Origin of the sequence: Pseudomonas sp. CFBP13508 (assembly GCF_005233515.1) — a bacterium.
Lineage (GTDB): Bacteria > Pseudomonadota > Gammaproteobacteria > Pseudomonadales > Pseudomonadaceae > Aquipseudomonas > Aquipseudomonas mercuritolerans.
The window spans coordinates 1-17332 of record NZ_QFZZ01000004.1 but is presented as its reverse complement, the minus strand read 5'-3'; the positions used below and the strand labels follow the sequence as shown (position 1 = coordinate 17332).

The window sequence follows — 17332 nt, the reverse complement described above, 5'->3', positions numbered from 1 at the left end:
CAACATTTGTTGCGAACTTGTGCAGCGAGGCGCGCAAAGCTTTCGCCGCTTGCTGGCAAAAGGCTAAGCTACAGGCAATTCAGTGCGGATTTCGGTCTGCACTTGTCATGATTTCTCTGCCCGGATGTCTCATGCGCAGTCGCCTTTTCAGTGTTTTGTCCTGCTTGTTTCTTACCGCCGCTGCCGCTCAATCCGTCCAGGCGGTGGACTTGTCCACCCAACGCCAGTATTACGATGAAGCCAAGCGCGCCTTGGCCAAGGGTGATACCGGCCCGTATTTCCGTTACAGCCAGGCGCTGGCCGATTATCCGCTGGAACCGTATCTGGCCTACGACGAACTGACCGCGCGTCTGAAGACCGCGAGCAACGCGGAAATCGAGAAATTCCTCGCCGAACACGGTGACCTGCCGCAAGCCAACTGGATGAAGCTGCGCTGGCTGCGCTGGCTGGCCGATCGCGGCGACTGGGCGACGTTCGTCAAGTATTACGATCCAAAGCTGAATTTCACCGAACTCGACTGCCTCAACGCGCAGTACCAGATCAGCCACGACAAGAAAGCCGAAGGCTATGCCAACGCGGAAAAACTCTGGCTGACCGGCAAATCGCAACCGGCTGCGTGTGACGCGTTGTTCGGCATCTGGGCCGCCGATGGCCAGCTCACCGAGCAGAAACGCTGGGAGCGCACCAAACTTGCCGCGCAGGCGCGCAACTATCCGCTGGCCAACAGCCTGATCAACGGCCTGACCACCCTCGCCCCGCGCGGTCGCTTGCTGGTCGACGTGGCGCAGAAACCCGAACTGCTCAATCAGCCGTCGCGCTTCACCCCGGCCGACGAGCCGATGTCCGACGTCGTCAGCCTCGGCCTGCGCCGCCTTGCTCGACAGGACCCGGACAAGGCCATGGCCCTGCTCGACGGTTACGCCAGCAGCATGCATTTCTCACGCGATGAAAAAGTCGCGATCGCCCGCGAGATCGGCCTGACCCTGGCGCGCCGCTTCGACAGCCGCGCGCTGGACGTCATGACCAAATACGATCCGGAGCTGCGCGACAACACCGTCTCGGAATGGCGCCTGCGCCTGCTCTTGCGTCTGGCTCGCTGGAATGATGCCTATGAGCTGACCAAACGTCTGCCGCAAGACCTGGCCACCACCAACCGTTGGCGCTACTGGCAGGCGCGCAGCCTGGAACTGGCCGAGCCACAAAACCCGCAAGCGCTGACCTTGTACAAGAATCTGGCGCGGGAACGCGACTTCTACGGCTTCCTCGCCGCAGACCGTTCACAATCGCCTTACTCGCTGAACAACAAACCGCTGGTGCTCAGCCAGGCGCTGATCAACAAAGTGCGAAATACCCCCGGGGTTCGCCGCGCGCTGGAGTTCCATGCACGCGGGCAGATCGTCGACGGGCGCCGCGAGTGGTATCACGTCAGCCGGCATTTCAACCGCGATGAAATGGTCGCCCAGGCCAAACTGGCCTACGACCTGAAGTGGTACTTCCCGGCAATCCGCACGATCAGTCAGGCGCAGTACTGGGACGATCTGGACATCCGCTTCCCGATGGCGCACCGCGATACCCTCGTGCGTGAAGCCAAGGTTCGCGGCCTGCATTCGAGCTGGGTGTTCGCCATCACCCGGCAGGAAAGCGCCTTCATGGACGACGCCCGCTCCGGCGTCGGCGCCAGCGGTCTGATGCAATTGATGCCCGGCACGGCCAAGGAAACCGCGCGCAAGTTCAGCATCCCACTGGCCTCGCCCCAGCAAGTACTCGATCCGGACAAGAACATCCAGCTCGGCGCCGCTTACCTCAGCCAGGTACACAGCCAGTTCAACGGCAACCGCGTGCTCGCCTCCGCCGCCTACAACGCCGGCCCCGGCCGCGTGCGCCAGTGGCTGCGCGGCGCTGATCACCTGAGTTTCGACGTCTGGGTGGAAAGCATCCCCTTCGACGAAACCCGGCAATACGTGCAGAACGTGCTGTCGTACTCGGTAATCTACGGCCAGAAGCTCAACTCGCCGCAGCCGCTGGTGGATTGGCATGAGCGATATTTTGATGATCAGTAACCGGTAATGCCGGTTACGTAGGAGCTGCCGAAGGCTGCGATCTTTTGATCTGGCTTAACAAAAATGCCCGCACTGGAATGCGGGCATTTTTTAAGTGCAGCAGATCTATCTCTTCTCCTGCGCGACCTTGAGCTTGCCTGCCTCGGTGAGCAGGTATTTCTGAACAGGACTGTTCGGACTCTGAGGGTCCGTCATTTGTACAAATCCCGCTGCCAGCGCGGGTTTAAGGTAGTTGGACCTGAATGTCGCTTTATGTCTAAGGCCCAACTCGCCCATTAACTCGCTGGTTTTCAGCGCCCGGTTATCCAACGTTTGCAACAGCTTCCTTACTGGGTCGGTTACTGGGTCGGTTACTGGGTCGGCCGCTTGCTCACTTTCAACGGCCTCGCGCAGTGCAAGACTCAACGCCTGAAGCATGTATTCAACAAACGGCGTCGATTCTGCCATCCGGTCCGCTGTCGAGAGCGCAGCGTAATAGGCATCCTGCTGATCCCGGATAACCGCCTCAACTGGCAAGTAGGCAAGCACCGGTCGCCACTGACTTAGAATCAGCGTTTGCCAGAGACGCCCCATCCTCCCATTTCCATCCGCGAAAGGATGAATGAACTCGAATTCGTAATGGAAGACACAGCTGATGATCAGCGGATGCCAATCGGATGAGCCAAGCCATGCCAAGAGGTCATCGATCAAATGCGCAATCCGACTCGGCGGCGGCGCCATATGCACCAACTGATCGCCTCGATAGATGCCAACGCCCGTACGGCGCAGTTGCCCGCAATCCTCGATCAAACCTTTCATCAATAGCTCGTGGGCCCGCAAAAGATCAGCCTTGCTGGCCGGATCCCAAGCGGCCATCGACTCATAAGCCTCGAAAGCGTTATGAACTTCCTGTATCTCTTTGGGCAGCCCCAAGACACGCCGCCCGGCAATGACCGCAGTGACCTGTTCAACACTCAATGTATTGTTTTCGATAGCCAGCGAAGCCTGAATCGTACGGATTCGATTGCTTCGACGCAGCTGAGGCGTCTGCCTACTATCGTCCACAGCCAGGAGTTGACCTATCTGTTCGCTGATTTCGGCGATCAGCGTAATCATTCGTGCAGTCAGGGTCAGCGGCGGCTGATAACGACTCATATCCTCATCCTGGAAATCATGCAGTTCGTAATGATGCCCGATGTTGGCGCCATGCATCAGTTCTGTTTAGTCGCCTCATAACCATCATTAAACTGCAACGCCGCCAGCCGTGCGTACAGCGGATTGCTGGCGATCAATTGCTGATGTGTCCCCACCGCTACCAGCTTGCCTTGATCCATCACTGCAATCCGATCAGCGTTCTTCACCGTGGCCAGTCGGTGCGCGATGACCAACGTGGTGCGGTTTTCCATCAGCGTTGGCAGGGCTTGCTGGATCAGATGCTCGCTCTGGGCGTCGAGGGCACTGGTGGCTTCGTCCAAGAGCAGGATCGGCGCGTCTACCAGCAAGGCGCGGGCGATGGCCAGACGTTGGCGCTGACCGCCGGACAACCCGAGGCCGCCGTCGCCGAGATGAGTCTGATAGCCGTCCAGCATTTGTTCGATGAAGTCGTGGGCGTGGGCAATTCGCGCAGCTTCCTTGACCTGTTCAAGCGTGGCCGTCGGGCAGCCGTAGCGGATGTTGTCCTCCACACTGCCGAAGAACAATGCAGGGGTTTGCGAGACCAGGGCGAAACAGCGGCGCAGATCCAGCGGGTCAAGGCTGGTCAGCGGCACGCCATCGAGGAGAATCTGCCCCTCGCATGGATCGTAGAAGCGCAGTAACAAGTCGTAGACCGTGGACTTGCCAGCGCCCGACGGCCCCACCAACGCCAGGGTTTCGCCCGCCCTCACCGTCAGACTCAAGCCATCAACTGCGTAGCTTTGCGGACGCGACGGGTAGGAAAAACGCACGTCGCGCAGTTCAAGTTCTCCTTTGACTCGCGCTGGCAAAGTGACCAGTCCGGTCGACGGTGGCTGGATGATGTTTTCCGAGCGCAGCAATTCCGCGATGCGTTCAGCAGCACCCGCAGCGCGTTGCAGCTCTCCGATCACTTCGCTCAGCGTACCGAACGCACTGCCGACAATCAGGCTGTAGAAAACGAATGCCGCCAATTCCCCGGCCGAGATACGCCCGGCCATAACGTCCATGCCGCCGACCCACAACATCACCGCCACCGCGCCAAGCACCAGCACGATCACCAGCGTGATCAGCCACGCCCGCTGGAAGATCCGTTTGCGCGCGGTTTCGAACGCCTGCTCGACGGTCGATGCGAAACGCTGCTCGTCCTGCACCTGGTGGTTGTAGGCCTGCACGGTTTTGATCTGGCCGAGGGTTTCCGACACGTAACTGCCGATATCGGCGATGCGATCCTGGCTCTGGCGCGACAGATTGCGCACGCGGCGGCCGAAAATCAGGATCGGCGCGATCACCAGCGGCAGTGCAATCACGACAATGCTGGTCAACTTCGGATTGGTAACGAACAGCAGCACCACACCGCCGATCACCATCAGCAGATTGCGCAGGAACAGCGAGAGTGACGAGCCGATCACCGACTGCAGCAGCGTGGTGTCAGCGGTCAGGCGCGACTGGATTTCCGAGCTGCGGTTGTCCTCATAAAAGCCCGGATGCAGATACACCAAGTGATTGAACACCTGACGGCGAATGTCGGCGACCACGCGCTCGCCTATCCACGACACCAGATAGAAACGGGCAAAGGTGCCCAGCGCCAACCCGAGCACCAACAGCATGAAAATGCCGATCGACTGATTGAGCAGATGCGGCGAACGGGTCATGAAACCCTGGTCTACCAACAACTTGATGCCCTGCCCCATCGACAGGGTAATGCCGGCGGTGACGATCAGCGCGAGTAGAGCGCCGAAGGCATGCCAGCGGTACGGCAGGAGAAAATGACTGGTCAGGCGCAGGGCGCGCCGGTGCCGGGAAGAAAGCATGGAGATCATGGAGTTCACGTCTGTGCAGATGGATCGGGCCAGCCTACAGACTCAGATGGGGTGGAACTCTGTAAATCACAATGAGTCAGGTTAAATATGCCCGGGATGTCCGGATGCTAGAAACGATTGGTCTAAGGTTGCGGTTGAGACGAGCGGTCATTTCTGTTTGAGTAGAGATGCCGCCCGCCGACAGACCGCAGGGAGTTGTCACAGCCTGGTCACGTGGCGGTTTTAACTTAGGCACACAACCTGATGAGGAGACAGGCCATGTCCTTGCAACACAGCAGCGAAGACAAGATTGAAGTGATCCGCACCAAACCCGACCAGTCTCTGGGTTGCTCGATTATCGATGAGCAGGGCCGCGAAGTACCGATCACTGAAGACATGATCCAGGACGCTTGCCGCGAACTGGAGAAGCGATTGGTCAAGCCTGTCGAACAAGAGTGATGCAGCCAACGCCTTCCTGACCCGGCCCTGATTGGCCGGGTTTTTTATATCTGTAATTTAGCTGCGAATCGTGTAGGAGCTGCCGAAGGCTGCGATCTTTTGATCTCCAAAAAGCAAGATCAAGAGATCGCAGCCTCGTTTCACTCGACAGCTCCTACAGGACACGGGTTGCCCCCAGCGCCTCAACAATCTGCCGCAACCCCGGCGCATCACCTTCGATTCGCACCTTCAGCCCTTCGATCTCGCGTCGCACCGGATACTGCTTGCGCAACGCGTCAAACGCCGCACGCTGCTCAGCGACATTTCCCACTAGACTGCGGCGGAAATCCGCATCATCGCGGCGCGGGTCGTACACGCCCCGGCACAACATCGCCAGCGCCCACGCCGGGTCGCTGTCACAGTGCAGGGATACCTCCGACAACCATGCCGCTGGCAACAGATCACTCAACTGGATAACTGCAGGTTGGCCGCTGAAAGCGCAGTAGGCTTGATAGATTTGCGCGGTCCCGCGTTGCTTGCCGTCGAGGCTGTAACCGGCAATATGTGGCGTGGCCAATAAGCAGAGCTCGGCCAGCGCAGGGTCGACTTCCGGCTCCTTCTCCCAGACGTCGAGCACCGCTTGCAGGTCCTCGCGCTCCAGCAGCACCTCACGTAGCGCAACGTTATCCACCACAGGGCCGCGCGCCGCGTTGATCAACCATGCACCCTGCTTGAGTTGCTGCAAACGCTGTTGATCGAACAGGTGCCAGGTTGCAGAGTCGCCGCTGCGGGTCAAAGGCGTATGCAGGCTGATCACGTCGCACTGTTCGATGATCTGCTCAAGGCTGACATAATCGCCGCCCTCGGCAGCCTGACGTGGCGGGTCGCAAACCTTGACGTTCCAACCCAGGCCCTTCAGGACCTTGATCAAGCGCCCCCCCACTTCACCGGCGCCGACGACGCCGTATGTGCGCTGAGTCAGATCAACGCCTTCGATTTCGGCCAGTGTCATCAGACTGCCCAGTACGTAATCGACCACGCCACGGGCATTGCAACCCGGCGCGCTCGACCAGCAGATCCCGGCCTCGGTGAAGTAATCAAGATCCAGATGATCGGTGCCGATGGTGCAAGTGCCGACAAAGCGCACCTTACTGCCTTCAAGCAGCGCACGATTGACGTTGGTCACCGAACGCACCAGCAACACATCGGCCTGCTCGACCGTCGCGCGGTCAATGGAGCGGCCCGGCACTCGGCGGATGTCACCGAAACCGGCAAAAAAGGCATCGAGCAGCGGGATATTTTCGTCGGCAACAATCAGCATGGCGGGCTCCTTGGGCGGATCGGCAGTTTAGGTGCTGACGCGTCGATCAGCCAGCAGGGTTTGCGCTTACAAATGCGCAACAGAGGATTTTTCCTGACCGAGGCGTCAGCGGCGTAGAATGCGCCGCTCTGCGCATCAATACTTTCTGGACGCTTTGCCTGTGAACCCTGTAACTGACCAACCTGTCGCCGTCTCGCTGAGCCGCCTTGCGCGGATTCGCCTGGAGTTGAAAAACCTGCTCGCCCTCGCCCTGCCGATCATCATCGCGCAACTGGCGACCACGGCCATGGGCTTCGTCGATGCGGTGATGGCCGGGCGCGTCGGGCCCAAGGATCTGGCGGCGGTGGCGCTGGGCAACTCGATCTGGGTGCCGGTGTTTCTGTTGATGACCGGCACCCTGTTGGCCACCACACCAAAAGTCGCCCAGCGTTTCGGCGCCGGCAAGCACAGCGAGATCGGCCCGATCGTGCGTCAGGCGTTGTGGCTGGCACTGGTAGTCGGATTGATCGCCACCTCGATGCTGGTCGCCGCCGAGCCTGTGCTGCACCTGATGAAGGTCGATCCCGAGTTGATCGGCCCGTGCATGCAATATCTGCACGGCATCGCCAGCGGCTTGCCAGCGGTGGCCTTCTATCACGTATTGCGTTGCACCAGTGACGGCATCGGCCGCACCCGCCCGGCCATGGTGTTGGGCCTGTGCGGTCTGGCGCTGAACATTCCGCTGAACTACATCTTCATCTATGGCCACTTCGGCGTGCCTGCGATGGGCGGCGTCGGCTGCGGCTGGGCCACGGCGATCGTAATGTGGGTGATGGCGCTGGGCCTGGCCGGTTACGAACGCTGGGCGCCGGCCTATCGCTCGAGCGAATTGTTCAGCCGCTTCGACTGGCCGCAGTGGGCGGTGATCAAGCGTCTGCTGTCGATCGGTTTGCCAATCGGCATCGCGGTGTTTGCCGAGTCGAGCATCTTCGCCGTGATCGCCCTGCTGATCGGCAGCCTCGGCGCGACGGTGGTGGCCGGGCATCAGATCGCGCTGAACGTCAGCTCCCTGGTGTTCATGATTCCCTATTCGCTGGGCATGGCGGTCACCGTGCGTGTCGGCCAGGCGCTGGGCCGCGAGGAACCGCGAGAGGCACGTTTTGCCGCTGGAGTCGGCATGGGCACGGCGCTGGCCTACGCCTGCCTGTCGGCGAGCCTGATGCTGGCGCTGCGCGAGCCGATTGCGGCGATCTATACCGCTGATCCAACGGTGATTCACATTGCCGCGATGCTGATTGTCTACTCGGCGCTGTTCCAGTTTTCCGATGCGATCCAGGTGACTGCCGCCGGCGCACTGCGTGGCTATCAGGACACTCGGGTGACGATGATCCTGACTCTGTTCGCCTACTGGGGGATTGGTTTGCCGGTGGGTTACGCGTTGGGGCTGACCGACTGGCTCGGCGAGCCACGTGGCCCGAGCGGTTTGTGGCAGGGTCTGATTGTCGGTTTGAGCTGCGCTGCGCTGATGCTGTCGATCCGGCTGACACGCAGCGCGCGCAAGCGGATTCGGATCAGTCGTTCGGCGGGTTGAACACCCATAAAAAAAGACCTGCTTTTGCAGGTCTTTTTTTGCCCTGATTCAGGACTTCTTGCGAATCCAGTACAGATAGGTGCCGGCCTCTTCGTGCTGGCTGACTAGCTCATGGTCAAGAAACACGCAGAACTTGGGGATATCGCGCTTGGTCGAGGGATCGGTGGCGATCACCTTGAGCAGGCCGCCGGGTACCAGATCGCGAATGTGCTGGTGCAACATCATCACCGGTTCCGGGCAATTCAGGCCGGTGGCGTCGAGGGTGCCGTCGACCGCGGTATCGATCATTTCACTCATGGTTCACTCCAGAAACTGGCCGGCATTGTCGCGCATTGCTTGGGATATCGTCCAACCCATGTGGGAGCGAGCCTGCTCGCGAAGGCAATCCGTCAGTCAACACATCGCTGGCTGCCCCACCGCTTTCGCGAGCAGGCTCGCTCCCACACGCTCAGTGTTGTGTCAGCGCGATTTGGTTTTCCTGGTGTCGTGCCGGCGCAGATGGCAAGTCACTTCCTCGCGGTCGTGATATAGCTGCTTGCAGCCGATATCAACCTTGATCCCACGTGCCTTGAAACCATCGGCAATGCGCTCGAGCAGACGTTTCACTTCGGCATAACGCTGCTTCATTGGCAGCTTCAGGTTGACCACTGCTTCGCGGCAATGTCCTTCGCCGATCCACTCTTCCAGCATCGCCGCGTTACGCGCCGGTTTCTCGACGATGTCGCAAACCATCCAGTCCACCGGCTGCTTCGGCTTGAAGGTAAAACCGTCCGCCATCAGATGCTGGACCAGTCCGGTTTCCATCAGGCTTTCAGCCATCGGGCCGTTGTCGATCGCCGTCACCAGCATGCCACGGTTGACCAGTTGCCAGGTCCAGCCGCCCGGCGCGGCGCCGAGGTCGACGCCGGTCATGTCGCTGTGCAGACGGTCTTCCCACTGGTCACGCGGAATGAAGTGGTGCCACGCCTCCTCCAGCTTCAAGGTCGAACGGCTGGGCGCCTCGCGAGGAAACTTCAGGCGTGGAATGCCCATCGGCCACATTGCCGAATTGCCGGCATCGGCCATGCCGAGGAACACTTCGCGTCCGCTTTTGAAGGTCAGCAACAAACGCGGCTTGCTGGCGTCTTCCACCAGTTTGTCAGCGGCGGTCAGCGCCTTGCGCAGCGGGCCTTCGAACTTTTTGCAAAAGTTCGACAGTTCCTTGCCGTCATTGGTATCGACCACTTCCAGCCACAGACTGCCAAACACCGGGAAATCGGCCATGTGCGCGAGGATTACGCTGATGCGATCGTTTTCCGGCAGATCGATGAAAAAGCCCCGCGCCCACTGCCGGGGGAAGATCAATTCGGCGAAACGCTGACCGCGCATCAGACGTTCGGCACCGTCCGCTTCGGTGCAGACAAACTCGGCGCAGGCCGCGGCTGTTTTGGCTTTGGCGTAACCGGCCACATTGAGACGGGCGGCGAGATCGGAAATCTCCGAACAGACTTCGCCTTCGAAGCCGGGCCGGCAATGCATGAATAGGGTGTTCATTTTTACTCCTGGGCAGCGGTCGATCATTCGGCCGCTGCGCGATGCTCAAGCCTTGCGTTGCCGCAATGCCTGTCACGAAAACCGGCGCATGATAGCTGAAGTCGGAACCTTGGTTCCGTCCATAGAGTCCAGTTATTAGCCAGCTACTCAAAACAGGGCTAGGTTTAATGCTCTGCCCGTCCCCTCAGTCCGTAGCCGTGCGGACTCAAAGGAGTGATCGTAATGCCGTCCCTCGATAGTCTGAAGTCACTGAAAACCCTACAAATCGACGCCACGACCTACCACTATTTCAGCCTGCCGGAAGCCGCCAAAAGCCTGGGCGATCTCGACAAGCTGCCGATGTCATTGAAGGTCCTGCTGGAAAATCTGCTGCGCTGGGAAGACGAAAAAACCGTCACCGGCGCTGACCTCAAGGCCATTGCCGCCTGGCTTAAGGAGCGCCGCTCCGATCGCGAAATCCAGTACCGCCCTGCTCGTGTATTGATGCAGGATTTTACCGGCGTCCCCGCCGTGGTCGACCTCGCCGCCATGCGTGCGGCGATGGCCAAGGCCGGTGGCGACCCGCAACGAATCAATCCATTGTCGCCGGTGGATCTGGTGATCGACCACTCGGTAATGGTCGACAAGTTTGCCAGCGCCAGTGCCTTCGAACAGAACGTCGACATTGAAATGCAACGCAACGGCGAGCGCTATGCCTTCCTGCGCTGGGGCCAGAGTGCGTTCGATAACTTCAGCGTGGTCCCGCCGGGTACCGGCATCTGCCACCAGGTCAACCTTGAGTACCTCGGCCGCACCGTTTGGACCAAAGACGAGGATGGCCGCACCTACGCCTTCCCCGACACACTGGTCGGCACCGACTCCCACACCACCATGATCAACGGCCTCGGCGTACTCGGCTGGGGCGTGGGCGGGATCGAAGCGGAAGCGGCGATGCTCGGGCAACCGGTGTCGATGCTGATTCCAGAAGTGATCGGCTTCAAACTCACCGGCAAGCTCAAGGAAGGCATTACCGCTACCGATCTGGTGCTGACCGTGACGCAGATGCTGCGCAAGAAAGGCGTGGTCGGCAAATTCGTCGAATTCTATGGCGACGGTCTCGCCGACCTGCCGTTGGCCGACCGCGCGACCATCGCCAACATGGCTCCGGAATACGGTGCGACGTGCGGTTTCTTCCCGGTCGACGATGTCACCCTGGAATACCTGCGCTTGTCCGGCCGGCCGCCGGAAGTGGTGAAACTGGTCGAGGCCTACACCAAAGCTCAAGGCCTGTGGCGTCTGCCGGGTCAGGAGCCGGTGTTCACCGACAGCCTGGCGCTGGACATGGGCAGCGTCGAAGCCAGTCTGGCCGGTCCGAAACGCCCGCAGGATCGCGTCTCTCTGCCGAACGTCGCGCAGGCCTTCAGTGATTTCATCGACCTGCAGTTCAAACCCACCAGCAAGGAAGAAGGACGCCTGGAAAGCGAGGGCGGTGGCGGCGTGGCGGTCGGCAACGCCGATCTGGTCGGTGAAGCGGACTACGAATACGAGGGCAAGACCTATCGCCTGAAAAACGGTGCCGTGGTCATCGCCGCGATCACTTCCTGCACCAACACTTCCAACCCGAGCGTGATGATGGCCGCTGGACTACTGGCGAAAAAAGCCGTCGAAAAAGGCCTGACACGCAAGCCTTGGGTGAAAAGCTCACTCGCCCCCGGCTCGAAAGTGGTCACCGACTACTACAAGGCTGCCGGGCTGACTCAGTACCTTGATCAGCTCGGGTTTTCGTTGGTCGGCTACGGTTGCACCACCTGCATCGGCAACTCCGGGCCACTGCCGGAGCCGATCGAGAAAGCCATTCAGAAAGCCGATCTGACCGTCGCGTCGGTCCTGTCCGGCAACCGCAACTTCGAAGGTCGCGTACACCCACTGGTGAAAACCAACTGGCTGGCCTCGCCTCCGCTGGTCGTCGCCTACGCACTGGCTGGCAGCGTGCGCACCGATATCAGCAGCGAACCGCTGGGTGAGGATCAACAGGGCAATCCGGTGTATCTGCGCGATATCTGGCCAAGCAGCCGGGAAATCGCCGAGGCGGTGAATCAGGTCAACACGGCGATGTTCCATAAGGAATACGCCGAAGTGTTTGCCGGTGATGAACAATGGCAAGCCATCGAGGTGCCGCAAGCGGCGACTTACGTGTGGCAGGACGATTCGACCTACATTCAGCATCCACCTTTCTTCGACGACATTTCCGGCCCTCTGCCGGAAGTCAAAGACGTCAAAGGCGCGCGGGTTTTGGCCTTACTCGGCGATTCAGTGACCACCGACCATATCTCCCCCGCCGGCAACATCAAGATCGACAGCCCGGCCGGGCGGTATCTGCAGGAAAAAGGCGTCGAACCGCGCGATTTCAACTCTTACGGTTCCCGTCGTGGCAATCATGAAGTGATGATGCGCGGCACGTTTGCCAACATCCGTATTCGCAACGAAATGCTTGGCGGCGAGGAAGGCGGCAACACCATTTACATCCCCACCGGGGAAAAAATGGCCATCTACGATGCAGCGATGAAATATCAGGCGTCGGACACGCCGCTGGTGGTGATTGCCGGTCAGGAGTACGGCACCGGGTCGAGCCGTGACTGGGCGGCGAAAGGCACCAATCTGCTGGGCGTCAAAGCCGTGATTGCGGAGAGTTTCGAACGTATTCACCGCTCGAATCTGGTCGGCATGGGTGTGCTGCCGTTGCAGTTCAAGCTTGATCAAAACCGCAAGAGCCTCAATCTGACCGGCAAAGAGACGTTCGAGATTCTGGGATTGACCGGCGTCGAGCTGAGGCCACGGATGAACCTGCCGCTGGTTATCACTCGCGAGGATGGGCGTCAGGAAAGAATCGAAGTCTTGTGCCGGATTGATACGCTGAATGAGGTCGAGTACTTCAAATCCGGGGGGATTCTGCATTATGTGTTGCGGCAGTTGATTGCTTCGTAACGGGACACGTTCGCGCAGGCTGCGATCTCTTTGACTTGGGTTTTCAAGAGCAAGATCAAAAGATCGCAGCCTTCGGCAGCTCCTACGTACAGACGAAAAAAAACCCGCCGAAGCGGGTTTTTCCCAAGACCATTATCGACTCCCTGTCGGCAGCGATCCTTGCAAATGGTCGATCATCCATGATCCTGAAACACTCCCTGTGTCTCAGTTGATGTGTGTAGATTACCCAGTGGATCCAATCAGCAATAGTCGTAAAAGCTACCAACGCGTGTAAGACATTCGCCATACAAACACTTCCGAAAACCCTTAGACGTGTCAGGCGCCGCCGCTTTCACGAGCCCTGGCGCTTTCGGCGAGAAACTGTTCAAGCCTGCTCAACTGCTCCTCCCAGCCGCGGCTGTCCATGTAATACGCCTCTTTCTGGCGGATATCAGGGATGTGCGCGAAGCCGGATTCCGAGACCTTGAGTAGAGTGCCGTCTTCGAAGTCCTGCAATTCGAACTTGACCAGCGTGGTCGGCTCCTGCGAGTAGTCGATCTTCGGGTTGACCGCGTACGGGTGCCAGCGGAAAGAAAACAATTGCTGCGGCTCGACCCGCTCGATCAGCACATTCCACAATACGTGTTCATAACCGGGGTACGTGACCTGGCCCTGCGTCCACTCGCCGGCAATGAAACGCCGTCCCTCGAGCGCCACGCCGAACCACTGGCCAAACGCCTCTGCATCGACCAATGCACGCCAGACGTGGGAACGCGACGCCTTGAGCGTGATCTTGCGTTCGAAACTGTTAGGTACTGGTTTCATACGTCACCTCCTGTTCTGAACACTAGGCTTGTATGACCACATGTCCAATGCGAAGTTGTATCGAAGCGCTGCAGCCACCCATTCGAGCGGACACATTCTGCGGTAGTTTGCGCTCTGTGATCGGCGCCGCCTGACCTGTTATCTTTCCAGCGAATCCGCAGAAACAAGGACGAATCATGCAGCCCTCTCTTGCCGATCGGTATCGCGGCGCCCTCCTCGGCCTGGCTTGCGGCGATGCGGTCGGCACAACGGTTGAGTTCCAGCCGCGAGGATCATTCCAGCCGCTGAGCGATATGGTTGGCGGCGGCCCGTTCCAGCTCAAGCCTGGGCAATGGACCGATGACACCTCAATGGCACTGTGCCTGGCCGAAAGCCTGCTGAGTAAAAACGGCTTCGACGCGACTGATCAGATGGGCCGCTATCTCAATTGGTGGAAATGGGGATACCTGAGCTCTACCGGAGAATGTTTCGACATCGGCATGACCGTCAGCCATGCACTGGAACAGTATCAGCGAACCGGGGAGCCTTTCGCAGGGTCGACTGATCCATTGACTGCTGGTAACGGGTCGCTGATGCGATTGGCGCCTGTCGTGCTGTTTTATTTTCCCGACGCTGGACAGATCCAGATCAACGCCGCCGACAGTTCGCGCACAACCCATGCGGCGCCGGAGGCAATCGAGTGCTGTCAGTTGCTGGCTGACCTGATCGCACGAGCGCTTGAGGGTGCGGAGAAAACACAGCTTCGGCGGTCGCCACTGCTCCAGCTTTCCCAGCCCAAGGTGATTGCGATTGCTCAGGGTGAGTACCTCCATAAAGCGGAAACTGAAATAAAAGGCAGTGGCTATAGCGTCCAATCGCTGGAAGCCGCTTTGTGGTGCTTTCACCATACGCAGACATTCGCCGAAGCGGTGTTGAAAGCAGCCAATCTCGGTGATGATGCGGTTACGACGGCTGCTATCGTCGGTCAGTTGGCAGGTGCTTACTACGGCGCTCGGGCGATTCCCGAACACTGGCTGGAGCAGTTGCATGAAGGCGAGGAAATCACCGCCACTGCGGATCGCTTGCTTGAGGCCTCCCGCCTACGTACATAACAATCGCTACACTCATTCCACTCGATACAGCGAGAACCTTATGTCAGTGCGTCTGCTTCTGGCCCTTGCGCCTTTTTTGTTTGCCCCTTTCGCCCATGCCACGGTTGATTGCGCCAACGCCAGTGATCAGGCGACGATGAATCAATGCGCTGGGCAAGCGTTCAAAGCGGCGGACAAGGAATTGAATACGATCTACCAGCAGATCACCGGACGCCTTAAGGACAACCCGGACGGAAAGAAGCTGCTGGTCAACGCGCAGCGGGCGTGGGTCAGCTTTCGGGATGCCGAGTGCACGTTTTCGGCTTCTGGGGTGGCGGGCGGGAGCGTTTATCCATTGATTTACAGCGAGTGCCTAACGGGAATGACCAAGACGCGCGTCGAGTCGCTCAAGCAATATTTGAAATGTGAGGAAGGTGATATGAGTTGCCCGGTACCTGGTGCGTAATCACAGGCTCACTTACGGGAGCCTGTGCTGTGAAACCGTTATGCCTCAGACGTGCGGATCACCCGGTGCTTTGCTCGGCGCTGCGTATTGCGGCTTGAGGTGGCCATCCTGATCGAGTAACCAGGCGTCCATGATCTGCCGCACTACTGGACCGGCAACACGACCACCCGCCTCGCCGTTTTCGATCATTACCGAGATGGCGATCTTCGGATGCTCGGCCGGTGCAAATCCTACAAACAGGGCGTTGTCACGGTGGCGCTCGAGGGTTTTCTCACGGTTGTAGCGCTCACCCTGCTTGATCGCCACCACTTGCGCCGTACCACTCTTGCCAGCGATGCGGTATTGCGCCCCCGCAGCCGCCGCTCGTGCGATGCCTCGAGCATCGTGCATGACCATCTGCATTCCGTGATTGACCTGCTCCCAATCGCGCGGATCTTTAAGCAGAATGTTCGGCATCGGGTGCTCGTCAACCGGCGCAACGCCGTCGACCGACTTGGCCAAGTGCGGTCGATTCCATATCCCCTTGTTGGCGATGAGGGCAGTGGCCTGGGCCAATTGCAGTGGTGTGACCTGCATGTAGCCCTGGCCGATGCCCAGAATAACCGTCTCGCCGGGATACCAGGCCTGTCGCCGAGTAGCGCGTTTCCACGCTTGCGACGGCATCAGACCGGGCGACTCTTCAAACATGTCCAGCGAGACTTTTTCACCAAGGCCGAACATCGCCATGTAGTCGTGCAGACGATCGATGCCAAGCTTGTGCGCCAGATCATAGAAGTAGGTGTCGTTCGAGCGCATGATCGCCGCGTCCATGTCCACCCAACCATCACCACTGTGGTTCCAGTTGCGATACTTGTGATCGAAGTCCGGTAATTGGTAGTAGCCGGGATCGTATACGCGGGTCTGCGGGGTCACGACGCCGGCGTCCAGACCCGCGATGGCGACTTCGGGCTTGATCGTCGAGCCTGGGGCATAAAGGCCGCGCAATACGCGGTTGAACAGCGGACGGTCGATGGAATCGCGCAGCGCTGAATATTCCTTTGAACTGATCCCGGTGACGAAAAGATTCGGATCGAAGCTCGGGTTGCTGACCATGGCCAGCACTTCTCCAGTGGACGGATCAAGGGCAACCACGGAACCACGGCGGTTGCCCAAAGCAGCTTCAGCGGCTTCCTGCAGCTTCACATCGAGACTGAGGACGATGTTTTTACCAGGCACCGGATCGGTGTGCCTGAGTACGCGCAGCACTCGGCCTTGAGCATTGGTTTCGACTTCTTCGTAACCGACATGGCCGTGCAACTGCGCTTCATAAAAACGCTCGATACCGGTTTTACCGATGGACTGCGTACCTCGGTATTCCACGGAGTCGAGAGTTTTCGATTCTTTTTCATTGATCCGACCGACATAACCGATCGAATGGGCGAAATGGGCGCCGAGGGGATAGTGGCGGACAAACTGCGGCTCGACATCAATGCCCGGCAAGCGAAACTCGTTAACCGCCAGGACGGCAATCTGCTCTTCCGTCAGCTCATAAAACAGGGTGACCGGTGTGAACGGATGCCGGGATTGCTTCATCGCCTTGTCGAATACCGTGCGGTCTTCAGCAGGCAAGTGCAGCAAGTTGATGACTTCGTCCAATTCTTGATTGACGTCGGTGGCACGCTCACGGGTGATGGTCAGGTTGTAGCTGGGGCGATTGTCGGCGAGCAACACACCGTTGCGGTCGTAGATCAATCCACGCGTTGGCGGTATCGGGAGGACATGGACGCGATTGTTTTCGGAGATGGTCGAGTGGTAGTCGAATTCCACGACCTGAAGGATGTACAGGCGCACCACCAGAGCGCAGCTGATGGCGAAGACAAACAGAGCGCAGGCGATCAATCGCTTGTTGACCAGCCGCGTCTCTTTTTCATGATCCTTGATCGGGATTGGTTCAGGCATTTCTACAGCAACTCTTTGACATAAATGAGTGCCGATCCGTGGGCAGGACATCAGTCCGTTAAAAAACGAGCTGCACCATATCAAAACTGGCCGTCCACTTCAGAATGAATTTCCCCGGTGGCAGGCTGAAAACTTTCCCGCAGGCAAAACAAAACCCCAACTGCTTTCGCAATTGGGGTTTCGGAATTTAATCTTGACGATGACCTACTCTCAC

The 17332-nt window shown here is 59.0% G+C and carries 13 protein-coding genes; 6 read left to right on the top strand and 7 right to left on the bottom strand.

All coding sequences use genetic code 11. The features are described 5' to 3' along the window. Positions 1 to 131: 131 nt before the first annotated feature. Positions 132 to 2060, top strand: a complete 1929-nt coding sequence (locus PspCFBP13508_RS12215) for a transglycosylase SLT domain-containing protein (RefSeq protein WP_130909899.1) — start codon at positions 132 to 134, stop codon at positions 2058 to 2060. 105 nt (positions 2061 to 2165) lie between these two features. On the opposite strand, the gene PspCFBP13508_RS12210 is transcribed toward PspCFBP13508_RS12215, so the two are convergent. Both PspCFBP13508_RS12210 and PspCFBP13508_RS12205 read right to left on the bottom strand, forming a co-directional pair. Next, the gene (locus PspCFBP13508_RS12210) at positions 2166 to 3194 is read right to left on the bottom strand and encodes a Fic family protein (protein ID WP_137214987.1); all 1029 of its coding nucleotides are present in this window, start codon (positions 3192 to 3194) and stop codon (positions 2166 to 2168) included. 56 nt (positions 3195 to 3250) lie between these two features. Next, entirely contained in the window at positions 3251 to 5035 is a 1785-nt protein-coding gene (locus PspCFBP13508_RS12205) for an ABC transporter transmembrane domain-containing protein (RefSeq protein ID WP_161984079.1), read from the bottom strand. A gap of 258 nt (positions 5036 to 5293) precedes the next feature. Between PspCFBP13508_RS12205 and PspCFBP13508_RS12200 the strand changes: the two genes are divergently transcribed. After that, on the top strand, positions 5294 to 5473 hold the full coding sequence (locus tag PspCFBP13508_RS12200) for a PA1571 family protein (protein WP_130909900.1): 180 nt from the start codon (positions 5294 to 5296) through the stop codon (positions 5471 to 5473). 154 nt (positions 5474 to 5627) lie between these two features. Here the strand turns inward: PspCFBP13508_RS12200 and pdxB are convergent, their stop codons facing one another. Further along, positions 5628 to 6773, bottom strand: a complete 1146-nt coding sequence (gene pdxB / locus PspCFBP13508_RS12195) for a 4-phosphoerythronate dehydrogenase PdxB (RefSeq protein ID WP_137214639.1) — start codon at positions 6771 to 6773, stop codon at positions 5628 to 5630. A 160-nt stretch (positions 6774 to 6933) separates the two neighbouring features. Here pdxB and PspCFBP13508_RS12190 point away from each other — a divergent pair, with 160 nt between their 5' ends. Continuing rightward, on the top strand, positions 6934 to 8343 hold the full coding sequence (locus tag PspCFBP13508_RS12190) for an MATE family efflux transporter (protein WP_137214637.1): 1410 nt from the start codon (positions 6934 to 6936) through the stop codon (positions 8341 to 8343). A gap of 48 nt (positions 8344 to 8391) precedes the next feature. Here PspCFBP13508_RS12190 and tusA read toward each other — a convergent pair whose 3' ends face one another. Both tusA and rlmM read right to left on the bottom strand, forming a co-directional pair. Next, the gene (tusA, locus tag PspCFBP13508_RS12185) at positions 8392 to 8628 is read right to left on the bottom strand and encodes a sulfurtransferase TusA (protein WP_178084492.1); all 237 of its coding nucleotides are present in this window, start codon (positions 8626 to 8628) and stop codon (positions 8392 to 8394) included. Between the two features lie 174 nt (positions 8629 to 8802). Then, positions 8803 to 9876, bottom strand: a complete 1074-nt coding sequence (rlmM, locus tag PspCFBP13508_RS12180; RefSeq protein WP_137214633.1) for a 23S rRNA (cytidine(2498)-2'-O)-methyltransferase RlmM — start codon at positions 9874 to 9876, stop codon at positions 8803 to 8805. A 222-nt stretch (positions 9877 to 10098) separates the two neighbouring features. Between rlmM and acnA the strand changes: the two genes are divergently transcribed. Continuing rightward, positions 10099 to 12840, top strand: coding sequence for an aconitate hydratase AcnA (gene acnA, locus PspCFBP13508_RS12175; protein ID WP_137214631.1), 2742 nt, complete (start codon positions 10099 to 10101; stop codon positions 12838 to 12840). A 315-nt stretch (positions 12841 to 13155) separates the two neighbouring features. Here acnA and PspCFBP13508_RS12170 read toward each other — a convergent pair whose 3' ends face one another. Beyond that, a complete protein-coding gene (locus tag PspCFBP13508_RS12170) occupies positions 13156 to 13644 on the bottom strand; it encodes an SRPBCC family protein (protein WP_016775506.1) in 489 nt (162 codons plus the stop codon). A gap of 176 nt (positions 13645 to 13820) precedes the next feature. Between PspCFBP13508_RS12170 and PspCFBP13508_RS12165 the strand changes: the two genes are divergently transcribed. Both PspCFBP13508_RS12165 and PspCFBP13508_RS12160 read left to right on the top strand, forming a co-directional pair. Further along, a complete protein-coding gene (locus PspCFBP13508_RS12165; RefSeq protein WP_137214629.1) occupies positions 13821 to 14735 on the top strand; it encodes an ADP-ribosylglycohydrolase family protein in 915 nt (304 codons plus the stop codon). Between the two features lie 40 nt (positions 14736 to 14775). Next, the gene (locus tag PspCFBP13508_RS12160; RefSeq protein ID WP_137214626.1) at positions 14776 to 15180 is read left to right on the top strand and encodes a lysozyme inhibitor LprI family protein; all 405 of its coding nucleotides are present in this window, start codon (positions 14776 to 14778) and stop codon (positions 15178 to 15180) included. Positions 15181 to 15225: 45 nt separating this feature from the next. Here the strand turns inward: PspCFBP13508_RS12160 and mrdA are convergent, their stop codons facing one another. Next, positions 15226 to 17118 carry a penicillin-binding protein 2 gene (mrdA, locus tag PspCFBP13508_RS12155; RefSeq protein WP_137214623.1) on the bottom strand — a complete coding sequence of 631 codons (1893 nt, stop codon included), beginning with the start codon at positions 17116 to 17118 and terminating at the stop codon, positions 15226 to 15228. Positions 17119 to 17332 lie beyond the last annotated feature (214 nt).

What these genes read in the sequence shown, in the direction of transcription:
- PspCFBP13508_RS12215 (WP_130909899.1), top strand. Translation starts at nt 132, where the DNA reads ATGCGCAGTCGCCTTTTCAGTGTTTTGTCCTGCTTGTTTCTTACCGCC.
- PspCFBP13508_RS12210 (WP_137214987.1), bottom strand. Translation starts at nt 3,194, where the DNA reads ATGAGTCGTTATCAGCCGCCGCTGACCCTGACTGCACGAATGATTACG.
- PspCFBP13508_RS12205 (WP_161984079.1), bottom strand. Translation starts at nt 5,035, where the DNA reads ATGATCTCCATGCTTTCTTCCCGGCACCGGCGCGCCCTGCGCCTGACC.
- PspCFBP13508_RS12200 (WP_130909900.1), top strand. Translation starts at nt 5,294, where the DNA reads ATGTCCTTGCAACACAGCAGCGAAGACAAGATTGAAGTGATCCGCACC.
- pdxB (WP_137214639.1), bottom strand. Translation starts at nt 6,773, where the DNA reads ATGCTGATTGTTGCCGACGAAAATATCCCGCTGCTCGATGCCTTTTTT.
- rlmM (WP_137214633.1), bottom strand. Translation starts at nt 9,876, where the DNA reads ATGAACACCCTATTCATGCATTGCCGGCCCGGCTTCGAAGGCGAAGTC.
- acnA (WP_137214631.1), top strand. Translation starts at nt 10,099, where the DNA reads ATGCCGTCCCTCGATAGTCTGAAGTCACTGAAAACCCTACAAATCGAC.
- PspCFBP13508_RS12170 (WP_016775506.1), bottom strand. Translation starts at nt 13,644, where the DNA reads ATGAAACCAGTACCTAACAGTTTCGAACGCAAGATCACGCTCAAGGCG.
- PspCFBP13508_RS12165 (WP_137214629.1), top strand. Translation starts at nt 13,821, where the DNA reads ATGCAGCCCTCTCTTGCCGATCGGTATCGCGGCGCCCTCCTCGGCCTG.
- PspCFBP13508_RS12160 (WP_137214626.1), top strand. Translation starts at nt 14,776, where the DNA reads ATGTCAGTGCGTCTGCTTCTGGCCCTTGCGCCTTTTTTGTTTGCCCCT.
- mrdA (WP_137214623.1), bottom strand. Translation starts at nt 17,118, where the DNA reads ATGCCTGAACCAATCCCGATCAAGGATCATGAAAAAGAGACGCGGCTG.